13 protein-coding genes and 2 tRNA genes are annotated in these 14020 nt (G+C 71.1%); 7 read left to right on the top strand and 8 right to left on the bottom strand.

The features are described 5' to 3' along the window. Positions 1-73: 73 nt before the first annotated feature. On the bottom strand, positions 74-1450 hold the full coding sequence (tig, locus tag SCK26_RS24955; protein ID WP_318203553.1) for a trigger factor: 1377 nt from the start codon (positions 1448-1450) through the stop codon (positions 74-76). Positions 1451-1628: 178 nt separating this feature from the next. Continuing rightward, positions 1629-1705, bottom strand: a tRNA-Pro gene (locus tag SCK26_RS24950). A gap of 235 nt (positions 1706-1940) precedes the next feature. Here SCK26_RS24950 and SCK26_RS24945 point away from each other — a divergent pair. Next, positions 1941-2011 (top strand) — tRNA-Gly (locus SCK26_RS24945). Between the two features lie 73 nt (positions 2012-2084). After that, positions 2085-2342 (top strand): hypothetical protein, encoded by a 258-nt coding sequence (locus tag SCK26_RS24940; protein ID WP_318203552.1) that lies wholly within the window; start codon positions 2085-2087, stop codon positions 2340-2342. A gap of 81 nt (positions 2343-2423) precedes the next feature. Here the strand turns inward: SCK26_RS24940 and SCK26_RS24935 are convergent, their stop codons facing one another. Next, the gene (locus SCK26_RS24935) at positions 2424-2618 is read right to left on the bottom strand and encodes a hypothetical protein (protein ID WP_318203551.1); all 195 of its coding nucleotides are present in this window, start codon (positions 2616-2618) and stop codon (positions 2424-2426) included. Between the two features lie 439 nt (positions 2619-3057). Between SCK26_RS24935 and SCK26_RS24930 the strand changes: the two genes are divergently transcribed. Then, positions 3058-4257: an acyltransferase family protein gene (locus SCK26_RS24930; RefSeq protein WP_318203550.1), complete on the top strand. Its 1200-nt coding sequence runs from the start codon at positions 3058-3060 to the stop codon at positions 4255-4257. 16 nt (positions 4258-4273) lie between these two features. On the opposite strand, the gene SCK26_RS24925 is transcribed toward SCK26_RS24930, so the two are convergent. After that, entirely contained in the window at positions 4274-4720 is a 447-nt protein-coding gene (locus tag SCK26_RS24925; protein WP_318203549.1) for an HD domain-containing protein, read from the bottom strand. 34 nt (positions 4721-4754) lie between these two features. After that, complete coding sequence (locus SCK26_RS24920; RefSeq protein WP_318203548.1) at positions 4755-5924, bottom strand: PP2C family protein-serine/threonine phosphatase; 1170 nt, start codon at positions 5922-5924, stop codon at positions 4755-4757. 161 nt (positions 5925-6085) lie between these two features. On the opposite strand from SCK26_RS24920, the gene SCK26_RS24915 reads away from it, so the two are divergent. Beyond that, a complete protein-coding gene (locus SCK26_RS24915; RefSeq protein WP_318203547.1) occupies positions 6086-7330 on the top strand; it encodes a GNAT family N-acetyltransferase in 1245 nt (414 codons plus the stop codon). A gap of 30 nt (positions 7331-7360) precedes the next feature. Here SCK26_RS24915 and SCK26_RS24910 read toward each other — a convergent pair whose 3' ends face one another. Both SCK26_RS24910 and SCK26_RS24905 read right to left on the bottom strand, forming a co-directional pair. Continuing rightward, entirely contained in the window at positions 7361-8170 is an 810-nt protein-coding gene (locus SCK26_RS24910; protein ID WP_318203546.1) for an Fpg/Nei family DNA glycosylase, read from the bottom strand. A gap of 466 nt (positions 8171-8636) precedes the next feature. Continuing rightward, on the bottom strand, positions 8637-9122 hold the full coding sequence (locus tag SCK26_RS24905) for a ribose-5-phosphate isomerase (RefSeq protein ID WP_318203545.1): 486 nt from the start codon (positions 9120-9122) through the stop codon (positions 8637-8639). A 215-nt stretch (positions 9123-9337) separates the two neighbouring features. Between SCK26_RS24905 and SCK26_RS24900 the strand changes: the two genes are divergently transcribed. Further along, complete coding sequence (locus SCK26_RS24900; RefSeq protein WP_318203544.1) at positions 9338-10753, top strand: amino acid permease; 1416 nt, start codon at positions 9338-9340, stop codon at positions 10751-10753. A 114-nt stretch (positions 10754-10867) separates the two neighbouring features. Here SCK26_RS24900 and SCK26_RS24895 read toward each other — a convergent pair whose 3' ends face one another. Further along, positions 10868-11449: a biotin transporter BioY gene (locus SCK26_RS24895; protein WP_318203543.1), complete on the bottom strand. Its 582-nt coding sequence runs from the start codon at positions 11447-11449 to the stop codon at positions 10868-10870. A gap of 401 nt (positions 11450-11850) precedes the next feature. On the opposite strand from SCK26_RS24895, the gene SCK26_RS24890 reads away from it, so the two are divergent. Beyond that, on the top strand, positions 11851-13233 hold the full coding sequence (locus SCK26_RS24890; protein WP_318203542.1) for an amino acid permease: 1383 nt from the start codon (positions 11851-11853) through the stop codon (positions 13231-13233). A 131-nt stretch (positions 13234-13364) separates the two neighbouring features. After that, entirely contained in the window at positions 13365-14012 is a 648-nt protein-coding gene (locus tag SCK26_RS24885) for a superoxide dismutase (RefSeq protein ID WP_318203541.1), read from the top strand. Positions 14013-14020 lie beyond the last annotated feature (8 nt).

Genomic DNA, 14020 nt, shown 5'->3' with positions numbered 1-14020 from the left:
CCGGTACGCGAACGGGCCCCGGGGACAGTCCCCGGGGCCCGCTGTGCGCGCCTCACAGGCGCCGCGGGGCTGCTCAGCCCTCGGTGTTCTCCTCGGCGGAGTCGGCGGAAGCCTCGGCCGCGGCCTCGGTCTCCTCCTCCTCGTCGTCCAGGTCGACGATCTCGCCGTTGGTGTCCTTCACCGTGGCGGCCTCGACCACGACGGCCAGGGCCTTGCCGCGGGCGACCTCGCCGACCAGGAGCGGAACCTGGCCGCCCTCGACGACGGCCTGGGCGAACTGGTCGGGGGACATGCCGGAGGAGGCGGCGCGCCGCATGAGGTGCTCGGTCAGCTCCTCCTGGTTGACGTTCAGCTGCTCCTTCTTGACCAGCTCGTCCAGGACGAACTGGGTCTTGATGCCCTTGACCGCGGCCTCGCGGGTCTCGGTCTCGAACTCCTCGGCGGTCTTGCCCTGGATCTCCAGGTACTTGTCGAGGGTCAGGCCCATCTGGCCGAGCTGGTGGTGCTCCAGGTTGTGCTTGCGGGTGTTGATCTCGTCCTCGAGCAGCTTCTCGGGGACGGGGACCTCCACCAGCTCCAGCAGCTTCTCCAGGACGCGCTCCTGGGCCTGCGTGGCCTGGTCGAACTGCTTCATGTTGGCGAGGCGCTTGCGGCTGTCCGCCTTCAGCTCCTCGAGGGTGTCGAACTCGGAGGCGAGCTGCGCGAACTCGTCGTCCAGCTCGGGCAGTTCGCGCTTGGCGACCTGGGTGACCTTGACGGTGACCTCGGCCTCCTTGCCGGCGGCCGAGCCGCCCTTCAGCTCGGAGGTGAAGGTGGCCTCGCCACCGGCCTCCAGGCCCTTCACGGCGTCGTCGATGCCCTCCAGCAGCTCACCGGAGCCGATGGTGTACGACACGCCGTTGGCGATGCCGTCCTCCAGGACCTCGCCGTCGACCTTGGCCTCCAGGTCGATCGTGACGACGTCGCCGTCCTCGGCCGCGCGCTCGACCGGGGTGGTGGAGGCGAAGCGCTCGCGGAGCTGCTCGACCGACTTCTCGACGTCCTCGTCGGTGACCTCGACGGCGTCGACCTCGACCTCGATACCGGAGTAGTCCGGGATCTCCAGGGCCGGGCGGATGTCGACCTCGGCGGTGAAGTTCAGCGTCTCGCCGTCCTTCAGCTCCGTGATGTCGACGTCGGGCTGGCCGAGCGGGTTCAGCTCGGCCTCGTTGACCGCCTCGGTGTAGAACTTCGGCAGCGCGTCGTTGACGGCCTCCTCCAGCACCGCACCGCGGCCGAACCGCTGGTCGATCACGCGGGCGGGGATCTTGCCCTTACGGAAGCCCTTCACCGTGACCTGCTGGTTGATCTTCTTGTACGCCGCGTCGAGGCTGTCCTTGAGCTCCTCGAAGGGCACCTCGACAGTGAGCCGAACCCGGGTCGGGTTCAGGGTCTCCACGGCGCTCTTCACGGTTCGGTCTCCTTGTGGCTGACTTCTTGGTTTCTGCCGGAGCCAGACAGGTCCGGCGGATTCGCCGCCCGGACGAGTACGTAGGCCGTGAGGGCCAGGACACACGGGCGCGCAGCTTGCATAGTAACCGCAGCCGGTCGGCGCCCCAAAAGGCGATCTTCACGACGTCGTGTGCAGGTGGTCGGGGTGGCGGGATTTGAACCCACGGCCTTCCGCTCCCAAAGCGGACGCGCTACCAAGCTGCGCCACACCCCGTCTGGTGTGCGACACGTAGGGTACATGCCCCGACCGGTCGCGTCGGCCGGATTTCCCGGGCCGACACGCGGGGTGCCGGGCGGGGGCCGTACGGGTGAGCCGTCGCCCGGCGCGGCTCCGTCTCCGGGGCCGCCGCACCCCGCGCGGCCGTCCTGGCCGAAGCCGTTGGCCTCGGCGGCGGGCGACCCGCTACGATGCCTCCAGTGCCGCGGTCACGGACGTGCGGCGCGGCATTGCGGGCGTAGCTCAATGGTAGAGCCCTAGTCTTCCAAACTAGCTACGCGGGTTCGATTCCCGTCGCCCGCTCCGACCGGCCCGGGGCCGGGCGGAGGACCACTCCTCCGCCCGGCCCCGGCCGTTTCTCCGTAGGATCGCGGCCATGACAAGCCCCTTGGCGCCCGGCGACCACATCGCCGACCGGGAGGCCTTCGTCGCCTTCCTCGCGCGTCTCCGCGCGGACTACGAGGCCAACGGCGCGCAGTGGGAGAACCCGACGCTGGACGACTTCCTCGGGGCCCTCGAAGCCTGGGTCGACGGGTCCGACGGCTGGTACCGGAACTTCGGGCACGAGCTGCCGGCCGCGGGCGACTGGACGTTCTTCGCCCGCGCGCTGACCGCCGCCCGGATCTACGAGTAGTCCCGCCCGGCCCCCTCGCGCGCCCGGGCGGCCGGCGGGTGTGGCATCCGGTCGCCCGTGGGCGGGTGGGGCCGCGGCGGGTCAGAATCTGATCGAGTTGATCGAGTCCGCTATCGAGTCCAGGAAGCGCTGGATCGACGGGGCCATGCCGGTCGAGGCCAGGAAGAAGCCGAAGAGGATCGCGGCGACGGCGGGGCCGGCCTTGAGGTTCCCCCCTCGGATCAGGATCACCAGGATGATCGCCAACAGCAGCACCACAGACAGTGAAATGGCCACACTGATCACACCCTCGGTCGGTCCGCTCCCGGCCCGGAGGTACGGCCCGCGCACCCCCGCCAGAAGCATCGTGCCACCAACCCGGCCCGCGTATGCGGCCGATGACGAATCGTCGGACGCCGCCGCCCGTCGCGGGCGATCCTCCGCACAGTAATTCGATCAGGCATCCGCGCGCGACTCGCCACGGAATTACCCGACTTCGTTTCCGGGCCCACACATCTCGTGCTCAGGTAATTCAAATTGAGGGCACAGCGGTGATATATGCCCCAATTAGTCGGGATGAATCGGGACATCGAGGGTGAACCAACGACCTTTCTGTGCGCCGCATCACGCGCACCGGAGCGGCAAGTCCGGCGAATAAGCGGGTACTCGGACCGGATAACCAGGAATGACTGCGGGAGTTTTACGAAATCCAGCAGACGACGCTAGGGTGCCTGAGATGTTTGACGCCGCCTCGTCCCCCGGCCAGAACCGCAGCCCGCTCCCCCCGGCACAGCCGCCGGCGGACGGAGTGCCCACTCCGCGTCCCCCGTCGGGCACGCGCGAGCGGCCGGAGCGGCAGGCGGCGCCGGGCAGACCCGGCCGGCAGCGCGACGCGTTCTTCGACAACGCCAAGTACCTGGCCATCGTGCTCGTCGCGATGGGTCACTCATGGGAGCCGCTGAAAGGCGACAGCCGGATCCTGGAGAGCGCCTACACCGTCGTGTACGCCTTCCACATGCCGGCGTTCATCATCATCTCCGGCTTCTTCTCACGTAATTTCGACATGCGCCCGGACCGGCTGAAGCGGCTGGTCACCGGTGTCGTCGTCCCGTACGTCCTGTTCGAGACGGCGTATCCACTCTTCAAAAGCCTCCTCACCGGCTCGCACGAGGACATCAGCCTCCTCGATCCCTGGTATCTGACCTGGTTCCTGGTCGCGTTGTTCGTCTGGCGGCTGACCACCCCCCTGTGGAAACTGGTGCGTCATCCGCTGCCGCTGGCCATCGGCATCGCGATGCTCGCGACCGTCAGCCCGGACATCGGCGACGACCTCGATCTCCAGCGCGTCCTGCAGTTCCTGCCGTACTTCGTGCTCGGCCTGTGCATGAAGCCCGAGCACTTCGGGCTGGTGCGCCGCCGCTGGGTGCGGATCGTCTCGGTGCCGGTGTTCGCGGCGGCGCTGGCGGTCGGCTGGTGGGCGGTGCCGCGCATGAACACCGGGTGGTTCTACCACCGCGACTCGGCGCAGGAGCTGGGCGCGCCCTGGTGGTGCGGCCCGGTGATGACGCTCGCGATGATGGGCTGCTCGCTGCTGCTGACGTCCTGCTTCTTCGCCTGGGTGCCGCGCCGGACGACGTGGTTCACCGCGCTCGGCGCGGGCACGCTCTACGGCTATCTGCTGCACGGCTTCCTGGTGAAGCTCGGCGACTACCGCGGCTGGTTCGACCATCCCTGGCTGCACCGCCCGCTCGGCGAGATCCTGGTGACCGTGCTCGCCGCGGCCGCCGTCACGGCGCTGTGCACCCGGCCGGTGCGGCGCGTCTTCCGCTTCGCGATGGAGCCGGCGATGGAGTGGGCGTTCCGGCAGGACGCGGTCGAGCAGGCCCGCGGCCGCAGCCGCGGCTCGCAGCGGGTGCCGGAGAAGGCCGGCGTCTAGCCGGCCGCGCCCACCGTCACGGTTCCAGGCCGAGGAGTGCGCGCATCCGGGCGTACTTCGCGGTCAGCCGGGTCCGCACCGGCTCGGCGAGGACGGCGAGGCGCCGCGGGTCGGCGTTGTGCGCGAGGTCGGCCTCCTTCACCAGCAGCGCGCCCGGGGTGGCGAGGACGCGGGCGGCGTACGCCTGCGGCGGCTCTCCCGGCCGCTTGGTGAGGGCCCGCACGATGGCCTTGGTCCGCGCGGTGAGGGCGGCCGTCTCCAGCCACTGTTCGCTCAGCGCGGCGTCCTCGACGGCGTCGTGCAGCCAGGCCGCCGCGATCTGTTCCGGGTCGCCGCCCCGGGCCCGTACGCCGTCGGCCACGGCCGCCAGGTGCTCGGCGTACGGCCGTCCGGCCTTGTCGGTCTGACCGTCGTGGGCGGCGCGGGCGAGGGTCTCGATCTCGGCGAGGGTGAGAGGCGGCATGCCCTCAGTGTCCCCGGCGGTGGCAGAGGCGGGCTCAGCGGGCGGTGGCGGACTCGCGGCAGATCAGCAGCAGGGCCCGGTCGTCGTTGACGTCCTTGGCGACCGCTTCGATGAGGTGCCAGGCGGCGCCGTGGAAGCCGCCCGGCACATAGCGGTCGGCCTCACCGGTGAGCCGGTCGATGCCCTCCACGATGTCCCGCTCGGCGGTTTCCACCAGACCGTCTGTGAACAGCATCAACACGTCCCCGGGGCGCAGCGAGCCCTTCACGGGGTCGAACTGGGCGCCGTCGTACACACCGAGCAGCGGGCCCTCGGCCGCCTTCTCCTCCCAGCGTCCGCTGCCCGCGCTCAGCTGGAGCCCCGGCGGATGGCCCGCGGAGTACAGCTCGTAGTCCCCGGAGTCCAGGTCGAGGACCAGGTGGATGGAGGTGGCGAAGCCCTCGTCCCAGTCCTGGCGGAGCAGATAGCCGTTGGCGGCCGGGAGGAAGGCGTGCGGGGGCAGCGAGCCGAGGAGGCCGCCGAAGGCGCCGGACAGCAGCAGGGCGCGCGAACCGGCGTCCATGCCCTTGCCGGAGACGTCGGTGAGGACGACCTCCAGCGTCCGCCCGCCGTTCGTTCGGGCCGCGACGACGAAGTCACCGGAGAAGGACTGGCCGCCGGCCGGCCGCAGCGCCATCTCGTGGTGCCAGCCCCTGGGCAGCTTCGGCAGCTTGCTCTGCACCCGGATCCGCTCGCGCAGGTCGAACAGCATGGTGCCGCCGCGCCGCCACGGCACGCCGACCCGGCTGCGGAACTGCGCGGTCAGCAGCCCGAAGAAGCCGCACGCGGCGACCACCAGGACCACGCCGGGCGTGACCCGGGAGGGGCCCTCGGTGTACGGGCCGAGCCGCACCGACTCCACGATCAGCGCGGTGGCCGCCGCCGCGTACAGCCCGAGCAGGCTCGCCGGGCGCAGCAGCAGACCGCCGGCCACGATCGGCAGCACCAGGCCGGCCGGGGAGCACCACACCGGGTCGAACAGGGTCATGGCGGCGAGGAGCGGGACGGTCAGCAGCAGTCCGGCGAAGGCGATCCAGTCGGAGCCGTCGCCGCGGAAGTAGTCCACGGCGCTTTTGCGCAGGCCGACCCGGGCCCGGTGCCACCGCATCTTGCACCGGGCCGTGAACGTCTCGGCCTTCGCGCGCCGCTGTCGTCCTGCTGCCATCAGTTCGGGACCCTATCCAGCGGACCGGCCGCTTGGCACGGGAGGTCCCACTTGTCCCCCGTGCGGGATTCCGCTTCGCCGCGCGCACGCCGGGCCGCGCGGCGCCCGCGCCGGGACGAAATTCGCTGGCCCGCCCTCCGGTGCGCTGATAGGCATGGCCCATGGCGACTGTTCACGGAACCGAGTTGAGGGTGCTGCGCGAGGACGAGTGGGACCGGTGGTACGACGCCTTGTACCGGGCCTTCGGCGCGGCTCCGACCTCGGGCGAGGAACGCGAGGTGGAGCGGGCGGCGACGGAGTTCGACCGCTCTCTCGCCGCCTGGGACGGGGACGCGCTCGTCGGGACGGCGGGAGCGTTCAGCTTCCGGCTGACCGTGCCGGGCGGGGCCTCGGTCGCCACGGCCGGGGTGACGATGGTGAGCGTCGCGGCCACCCACCGGCGGCGCGGGGTGCTGACCTCGATGATGCGGCGGCAGCTGGACGACTTCCACGCGCGGCGCGAGCCGGTGGCGATGCTGACCGCGTCCGAGCCGGGCATCTACGGCCGCTTCGGATACGGCGCCGCCACCTTCCGGATCAGCGCCGAGATCGACACCAGCCGGGTGACCCTGGCGCTGCCCGCCGGCACCGACGAGGTGCGGGTGCGGTCCGCGGCGCCGGCGGAGGTGCTGGACGCCTGCGAGGCGGTGTACGCGGCCCTGGTCCCGCGCCGGCCCGGCATGCTGGCCCGGCAGCCGCACTGGGAGCGGGTCGCCCTGGTCGACCCGGAGCGCCACCGGGACGGCGGGCCGCCGTTGCAGTGCGTGGTCGCCGAGCGGGACGGCGAGATCACCGGATACGCGCGCTTCCACACCAAGGGTTCCTGGGACGCGGGCGGCGCGCCCGCCGGCACGGTACGACTCGGCGACCTGGCCGGGCTGGACCCGGCGACCGAGGCCGCGCTCTGGCGTTTCCTGTTCGGCATCGACCTGATGACGACGCTGTCGGTGCCGTCGCGCCCGGTGGACGACGCCCTGCGGTATCTGGTCTCCGACATCCGCCGCTGCGATCCGCGGCTGCGCGACGACGCCTACGTCCGGCTGGTGGACGTCGGCGCGGCGCTGTCGGCGCGGACCTACCAGGCGCCGGTGGACGTCGTGTTCGAGGTGGAGGACGCCTTCTGCCCCTGGAACGCGGGACGCTGGCGGCTGTCGGGTGACGCGAAGGGGGCGTCCTGCGAGCGTACGGCCGATGCGGCGGACGTCGCCCTGTCCGTACGGGAGCTGGGCGCGGCCTACCTCGGCGGGGTGTCCCTGCTGTCGCTGGCGGCGGCCGGGCGGGTACGGGAGCTGAGGCCCGGGGCGCTGGCGGAGGCGTCGGTGGCGTTCGGCTCCCCGGTGGCCCCCTGGCTGCCGCACGGTTTCTAGTCGGCCGCCGGCCGTCTTCCAGCCGTCGGCTCAGGTCTGCTGGCAGGTGGGGCACCAGAAGAGGTTGCGGGCGGCGAGGCCCGCGGTGCGGATCTCGTCGCCGCAGACGTGGCAGGCCATGGCGGCGCGGCGGTAGACGTACACCTCGCCGCCGTGGTCGTCCACGCGGGGCGGGCGGCCCATCGCCTCCGGCGTGTGCTCGGGACGGACGGTGTCGATCCGGTTGTTCCGCACGCCCTCGCGCATCAGCCCGGCCAGGTCGGCCCAGATCGCGTCCCACTCGGCCGGGCTGATGTCGCGGCCGGCGCGATAGGGGTCGATGCCGTGCCGGAACAGGACCTCCGCGCGGTAGACGTTGCCGACGCCGGCGACGATCTTCTGGTCCATGAGCAGCGCGGCGATCGTCGTACGGCTGCGGGAGATCCTCCGGTACGCGGCGGCCGGGTCGGCGTCCGCGCGCAGCGGGTCGGGGCCGAGCCGGTCGTGGACCGCCCGCTTCTCGGCGGGCGTGATCAGGGCGCAGGTGGTGGGGCCGCGGAGGTCCACGTACGAGGTGTCGTTCGCCAGGCGGAGGCGGACGGTGTCCGTCGGCGGGGGCGCGGGGGTGCCGCCGAAGCCGACCTTGCCGAAGAGGCCGAGGTGGATGTGGACCCAGTCGGTGCCGCGGAACCCGAGGAAGAGGTGCTTTCCGTGGGCCTCGGTGGCGGTCAGCTCGGTACGGTCCAGCAGGGCGGCGGCGTCGGAGAACTTGCCCTGGGGGCTGGTGACGCGGGGTGCCGTACCGAGGAAGCGCCCGGCGTAGTCCTCGGCCAGCCGATGAATGGTGTGCCCTTCCGGCACGGCGGGGTGTCCTTTCCTGCGTAGCCCGAGGGGCGGGGGTCCGGCGCGGCTCCCGGGCCGGGAGGCGGAGGGCATCGGGCGGGTCGGTCCGGAGGCGTCCCGGCCTTCCGGCCGGACCGAGTCCGGCGGGCGGATGAACCGGAGCCCGGGGCGGAGCCCCTCCGAGGGCCTGGCCTCACCGGCCGGCCGAGACGGACGGGCGCGCGGACAAGGCCCGAGGGCCCGGGGCCGGGAACCCCCGAGGGCCCGGCGTACCGACCGGAACGGACGAGCGGGTGGACGAACCCCGGAGCCCCGGGACGGACCCCCGAGGGTCCGGCCTGCCGGCACATGGCCGGCGGCAAGGCCGAGACGGACAGCGGGCGGACGAAACCGGGAGTCCGAGGGACTGCCCGCCGGCCGAGACGGACGGGCGGACGGGCGAGGCCCCGGTCCGGGGGCCGTAGCCGGGCCGGACCAGGTCGGGTCAGCTCTGCGGGTGGTGGGCCGGGATCGGCGGCAGGTCGCCCGTCGTCTCGTACCGCGCCAGCATCTCGATCCGCCGCTCGTGCCGCTCGTCCCCGGAGAACGGGGTGGCGAGGAAGACCTCGACGAACTTGGTCGCCTCCTCGGTGCTGTGCATGCGCGCACCCACGGCCACCACGTTGGCGTTGTTGTGCTGCCGGCCGAGCGCCGCCGTCTCCTCGCTCCAGGCCAGCGCCGCCCGCACGCCCTTGACCTTGTTCGCGGCGATCTGCTCGCCGTTGCCGGAACCGCCGATCACGATGCCGAGGGCGTCGGCGTCCGCGGCCGTCCGCTCCGCGGCACGCAGGCAGAAGGGCGGATAGTCGTCCTGGGCGTCGTAGATGTGCGGCCCGCAGTCGACGGGCTCGTGGCCGGCGGCCTTCAGCCACTCGACGAGGTGATTCTTGAGTTCGTAGCCCGCATGGTCGGAGCCGAGATACACGCGCATGCAACGAGTGTGACACGCCCGTACCGGGGCAGCAGCCCCAGGGTCTCGGCGGCCCGACGGCCCGGAAACGTGTGAGACATGCCATAGATCCTCAAGGGAACCATAGGTAACGATACGGATTCGGAGGTTCCCGATTCTGTTCGCCTCGGATTCACTGGACCGACTCGTACACCGCTCGTACGGGCAGCTCCACCTGGCGCAAAGGAATTCCGTCCATGACCCCTGGTTCGGGCCTCCAAGCAGGACTCAAGAACCGCCACCTGTCGATGATCGCGATCGGTGGTGTCATCGGAGCCGGCCTCTTCGTCGGTTCCAGCACGGGTATCGCCACCGCGGGACCCGGCATCCTCCTGTCGTACGCCCTCGTCGGCACGCTCGTCGTCCTCGTGATGCGGATGCTCGGCGAGATGTCCGCCGCCAACCCCACCTCCGGCTCCTTCTCCGCGCACGCCGACCGCGCGCTCGGCCGCTGGGCCGGTTTCTCCATCGGCTGGCTGTACTGGTTCTTCTGGGTCGTCGTCCTCGCGGTCGAGGCGACCGCCGGCGCGAAGATCCTCGAAGGCTGGGTCCCGGCCGTCCCGCAGTGGGGCTGGGCACTGATCGTGATGATCGTGCTGACCGCGACCAACCTCGTCTCCGTCGGCTCCTACGGCGAGTTCGAGTTCTGGTTCGCCGGCATCAAGGTCGTGGCGATCGGCGCGTTCGTCGTCATCGGTCTGCTCGCCGTGTTCGGCGTGCTGCCGGGCGTGGACGCCGAGAAGGCGTCCTTCGGCAACCTCACCTCGCACGGCGGATTCCTGCCGCACGGTCCGGGCGCGATCCTCACCGGTGTGCTGCTGGTCGTGTTCTCCTTCATGGGCAGCGAGATCGCCACGCTGGCGGCCGGCGAGTCCGAGAACCCGCAGCAGGCCGTCACCAAGTCCACCAACAGCATCATCTGGCGCATCGGTGTCTTCTACCTGGGCTCGATCCTGGTCGTGGTCTCGCTGCTGCCGTGGGACGACGCGTCCATCGCGAAGGACGGCTCCTACGTCGCCGCGCTGAACTCCCTGGGCATCGCCCACGCCGGCGAGATCATGAACGTCATCGTCCTGACCTCGGTGCTGTCCTGTCTGAACTCCGGCCTGTACACGGCGTCCCGGATGGCCTTCTCGCTCGGCGAGCGCGGTGACGCGCCGAAGGCGTTCGCGCGGGTCAACAGCCGCGGCGTGCCGAGGACCGCGATCCTCGCGTCGGTCGTGTTCGGTTTCGTCGCCGTCTTCTTCAACTACCTGTCCCCGGACACGATCTTCCTCTTCCTGGTCAACTCCTCCGGCGCGGTGGCGCTGTTCGTGTGGCTGGTCATCTGCTTCTCGCAGCTGCGGATGCGGAAGATCCTCCAGCGCGAGGCGCCGGAGAAGCTGGTCGTGAAGATGTGGCTGTACCCGTACCTGACCTGGGCGACGGCGACGCTGATCGTGGGCGTGCTGGTCTACATGCTCTTCGACACCGAGCACGACGGCCGCGAGACCGTGCTGCTGTCGCTGCTGGTCGCGGCGGTCGTGCTGGTGATCGCGGTGGTCAGGCAGCGGCTGGCGGCGGCCCGTCCGGCGCCCGCGGCCGAGAATCCGGACAAGGTGTCCGTCGGCTGACCCGCCTCGAGGATGTCTCCCGCACACCTCCGGAGACATCCCCCATAAATAAGGAAGAGGCTCGCCAGGGTCGTGGAGTGATCCCGACCCTGGCGAGCCTCCGCCGTCGCCGGCCTAGCGCTTGCCGGCGAACTTCCAGGCGGCGGGCAGCGCGCCCATGGCCAGGGCGGCCTTGAGGGCGTCCCCGATCAGGAACGGCGTGAGGCCGGCCGCGATCGCCTGGGAGGCGGACAGGTGGGCCGCCAGGGCCAGGTAGGGCACGCCGACGGCGTAGATGACGGCCTCGCCGAGGACCATCGCGCCGGCCATGCGCAGCGGGGAGCGGTCGGCGCCGCGCCGGGCCAGGGCGCCGACGACGGCGGAGGCCAGGAGCATGCCGAGGACGTAGCCGAAGGAGACCAGACCGGTGCCGGCCTTGCCGTCGGCGAACCACGGCACGCCCGCCAGGCCGGCGACCGCGTACAGGGCGAGGGAGAGGAAGCCGCGGCGGGCGCCGAGGGCGGTGCCGACGAGCAGCGCGGCGAAGGTCTGGCCGGTCACCGGCACCGGGGAGCCGGGCACCGGCACCGACAGCTGGGCCGCGAGGCCGGTGAGCGCGGCGCCGCCGAGCACGAGGGCGGCGTCGCGGACGCGGGAGGCCGGGAGCAGGTCGGCGAGGACTGCTCCGGGGCGGGCGGTGGCGGTGGCGGTGCTCATGGGGACTCCACGGGATGGTGTGGACACGTCGGGACACCGTGACGCTATACCGGCGGGCTCGTCACGATCACCGTCAGCGCTCGACAAAGGCCGGAACGGCGGCTTGGTGGGCTCCGGACAAAGACACTCGGTTACACCGGTCCGGGCGTGAGACTGATCACTGAGGCGGAGACGTTTCCGCCACGCGGTCGGTGTGGGCCTGACGGGCGGCCCGACTGTGGAATCCCGCCAAAGGAATTGCGAGTCGCGTACGACCTCTGGTCACGCTCGTCGCCGTAACCGTAGATTAACCCTGCGCACCAGAGGTGTCCGGATAGTGGTCACGCCCTTCGCCTGAGCGGACGGGACGCGGAGACTGGCGGGACTTTTGCCCGCCCATTGCACGGGGGAGAGCAGCACCCATGCCGAACAGCACGACCACCCAGACGCCGCCACCACCGGTGGACGGCTCCCTCTCCCAGGGTCTCAAGCAGCGCCATCTTTCGATGATCGCCCTGGGCGGGGTGATCGGCGCGGGCCTCTTCGTCGGCTCCGGCGCGGGCATCGCCGCCGCCGGTCCGTCCATCGTGCTCGCCTACGCCCTCTCCGGGGTGCTGGTGATGCTGGTGATGCGGATGCTCGGCGAGATGTCGGCCGCCTACCCCTCGTCGGGCTCCTTCTCCGCGCACGCCGAACGGGCGATCGGCCCGTGGGCGGGCTTCGCGGCGGGCTGGTCGTTCTGGGTGCTGCTGTGTACGGCGGTGGGCCTGGAGGGCATCGGCGCGGCGAAGATCGTGCAGGGCTGGCTGCCGGGCACTCCGCAGTGGATGTGGGTGGCCCTGTTCATGGTGGTGTTCTGCGGGACGAACCTGGCCGCGGTGAAGAACTTCGGCGAGTTCGAGTTCTGGTTCGCGGCGCTGAAGGTCGGCGCGATCAGCCTGTTCCTGATCCTCGGCGTGCTGGCCATCGCGGGCGTGCTGCCGGGCACGGACGCGCCCGGCACCTCCCACCTCAGCGACTTCATGCCGAACGGCGGCGACGGCCTGGTGATCGGCCTGCTCGCCTCGGTGTTCGCCTACGGCGGCCTGGAGACGGTCACCATCGCGGCGGCCGAGTCCCGGGACCCGGTGCGGGGCGTGGCGTCGGCCGTGCGTACGGCGATGTGGCGCATCGCGGTGTTCTACATCGGCTCGATGGCGGTCGCCGTCACCCTGGTGCCGTGGGACTCCGAGGAGGTCACGGCGAAGGGCCCGTACATCGCCACGCTCGAGCACCTGGGCATCCCCGGTGCGAGCCAGCTGATGAACGTGGTCATCCTGGTCGCCCTCCTCTCCGCCATGAACGCCAATATCTACGGCGCCTCGCGCATCGGCTTCTCGCTGGTCGAGCGCGGTCTGGGCCCGAAGGTGCTGGCGCGGCTGTCCGGCGGGGTGCCGCGGATCGCGGTGGTCACCTCCAGCGTGCTGGGCTTCGTCTGCGTGCTGCTCAGCTACTGGCGGCCGGACGACATCTTCAAGTGGCTGCTGAACATGATCGGCGCGGTGATCCTGATCGTCTGGATCTTCATCGCCGTCTCCCAGCTGCTGCTGCGCCGCCGGATCGAGCGCGAGGCCCCCGAGCGGCTGGTCGTGCGCATGTGGATGTTCCCCTGGCTGACCTGGGTGGCGCTGGCCGGCATGGCCGCGATCTTCGTGCTGATGTGGCGCGAGCCGGACACCCGGACCCAGCTGTACTCCTCGGGCGGCATGGCCCTCTTCCTGGCCGCGGTCGGCTACGTCTGGCAGCGGCTGCGCGCCAGGGCCTGAAAAGCCCCTGCACCGCGTACCGGCAAGGCCCCCACGGACGAACACGTGGGGGCCTTCCTGTTGCTCTGATGCAGTTGTTGCTAGCGTGTAGTTGCAAGAGACTTGCAATAAGGTTCCGGAGGGGATCACCCATGCCCGTCTACACGCTGCCCGAGCTGCCGTACGACTACGCGGCGCTCGCCCCGGTCATCAGCCCGGAGATCATCGAGCTGCACCACGACAAGCACCACGCGGCCTATGTGAAGGGCGCCAACGACACGCTGGAGCAGCTGGCCGAGGCGCGGGACAAGGAGTCGTGGGGGTCGGTCAACGGCCTGGAGAAGAACCTGGCCTTCCACCTCTCCGGGCACATCCTGCACTCGATCTACTGGCAGAACATGACCGGCCCGAAGGACGGCGGCGGCGAGCCCCTGGCGCAGGACGGCGTCGGCGAACTGGCCGAGGCGATCAAGGAGTCCTTCGGCTCCTTCGCCGGCTTCAAGGCCCAGCTGTCCAAGGCCGCGGCCACCACCCAGGGCTCGGGCTGGGGCGTGCTCGCCTACGAGCCGCTCAGCGGGCGCCTGGTCGTGGAGCAGGTCTACGACCACCAGGGCAACGTCGGCCAGGGCTCCACCCCGATCCTGGTCTTCGACGCCTGGGAGCACGCCTTCTACCTCCAGTACAAGAACCAGAAGGTCGACTTCATCGAGGCCATGTGGCAGGTCGTCAACTGGCAGGACGTGGCCCGCCGCTACGAGGCCGCCAAGTCCCGCGCCGACGTGCTGCTGCTCGCGCCCTGACCACCCGG

The organism is Streptomyces sp. SCL15-4 (assembly GCF_033366695.1).
In the GTDB taxonomy this organism is placed as follows: domain Bacteria; phylum Actinomycetota; class Actinomycetes; order Streptomycetales; family Streptomycetaceae; genus Streptomyces.
This window is presented reverse-complemented; position numbering and strand designations above follow the sequence as displayed.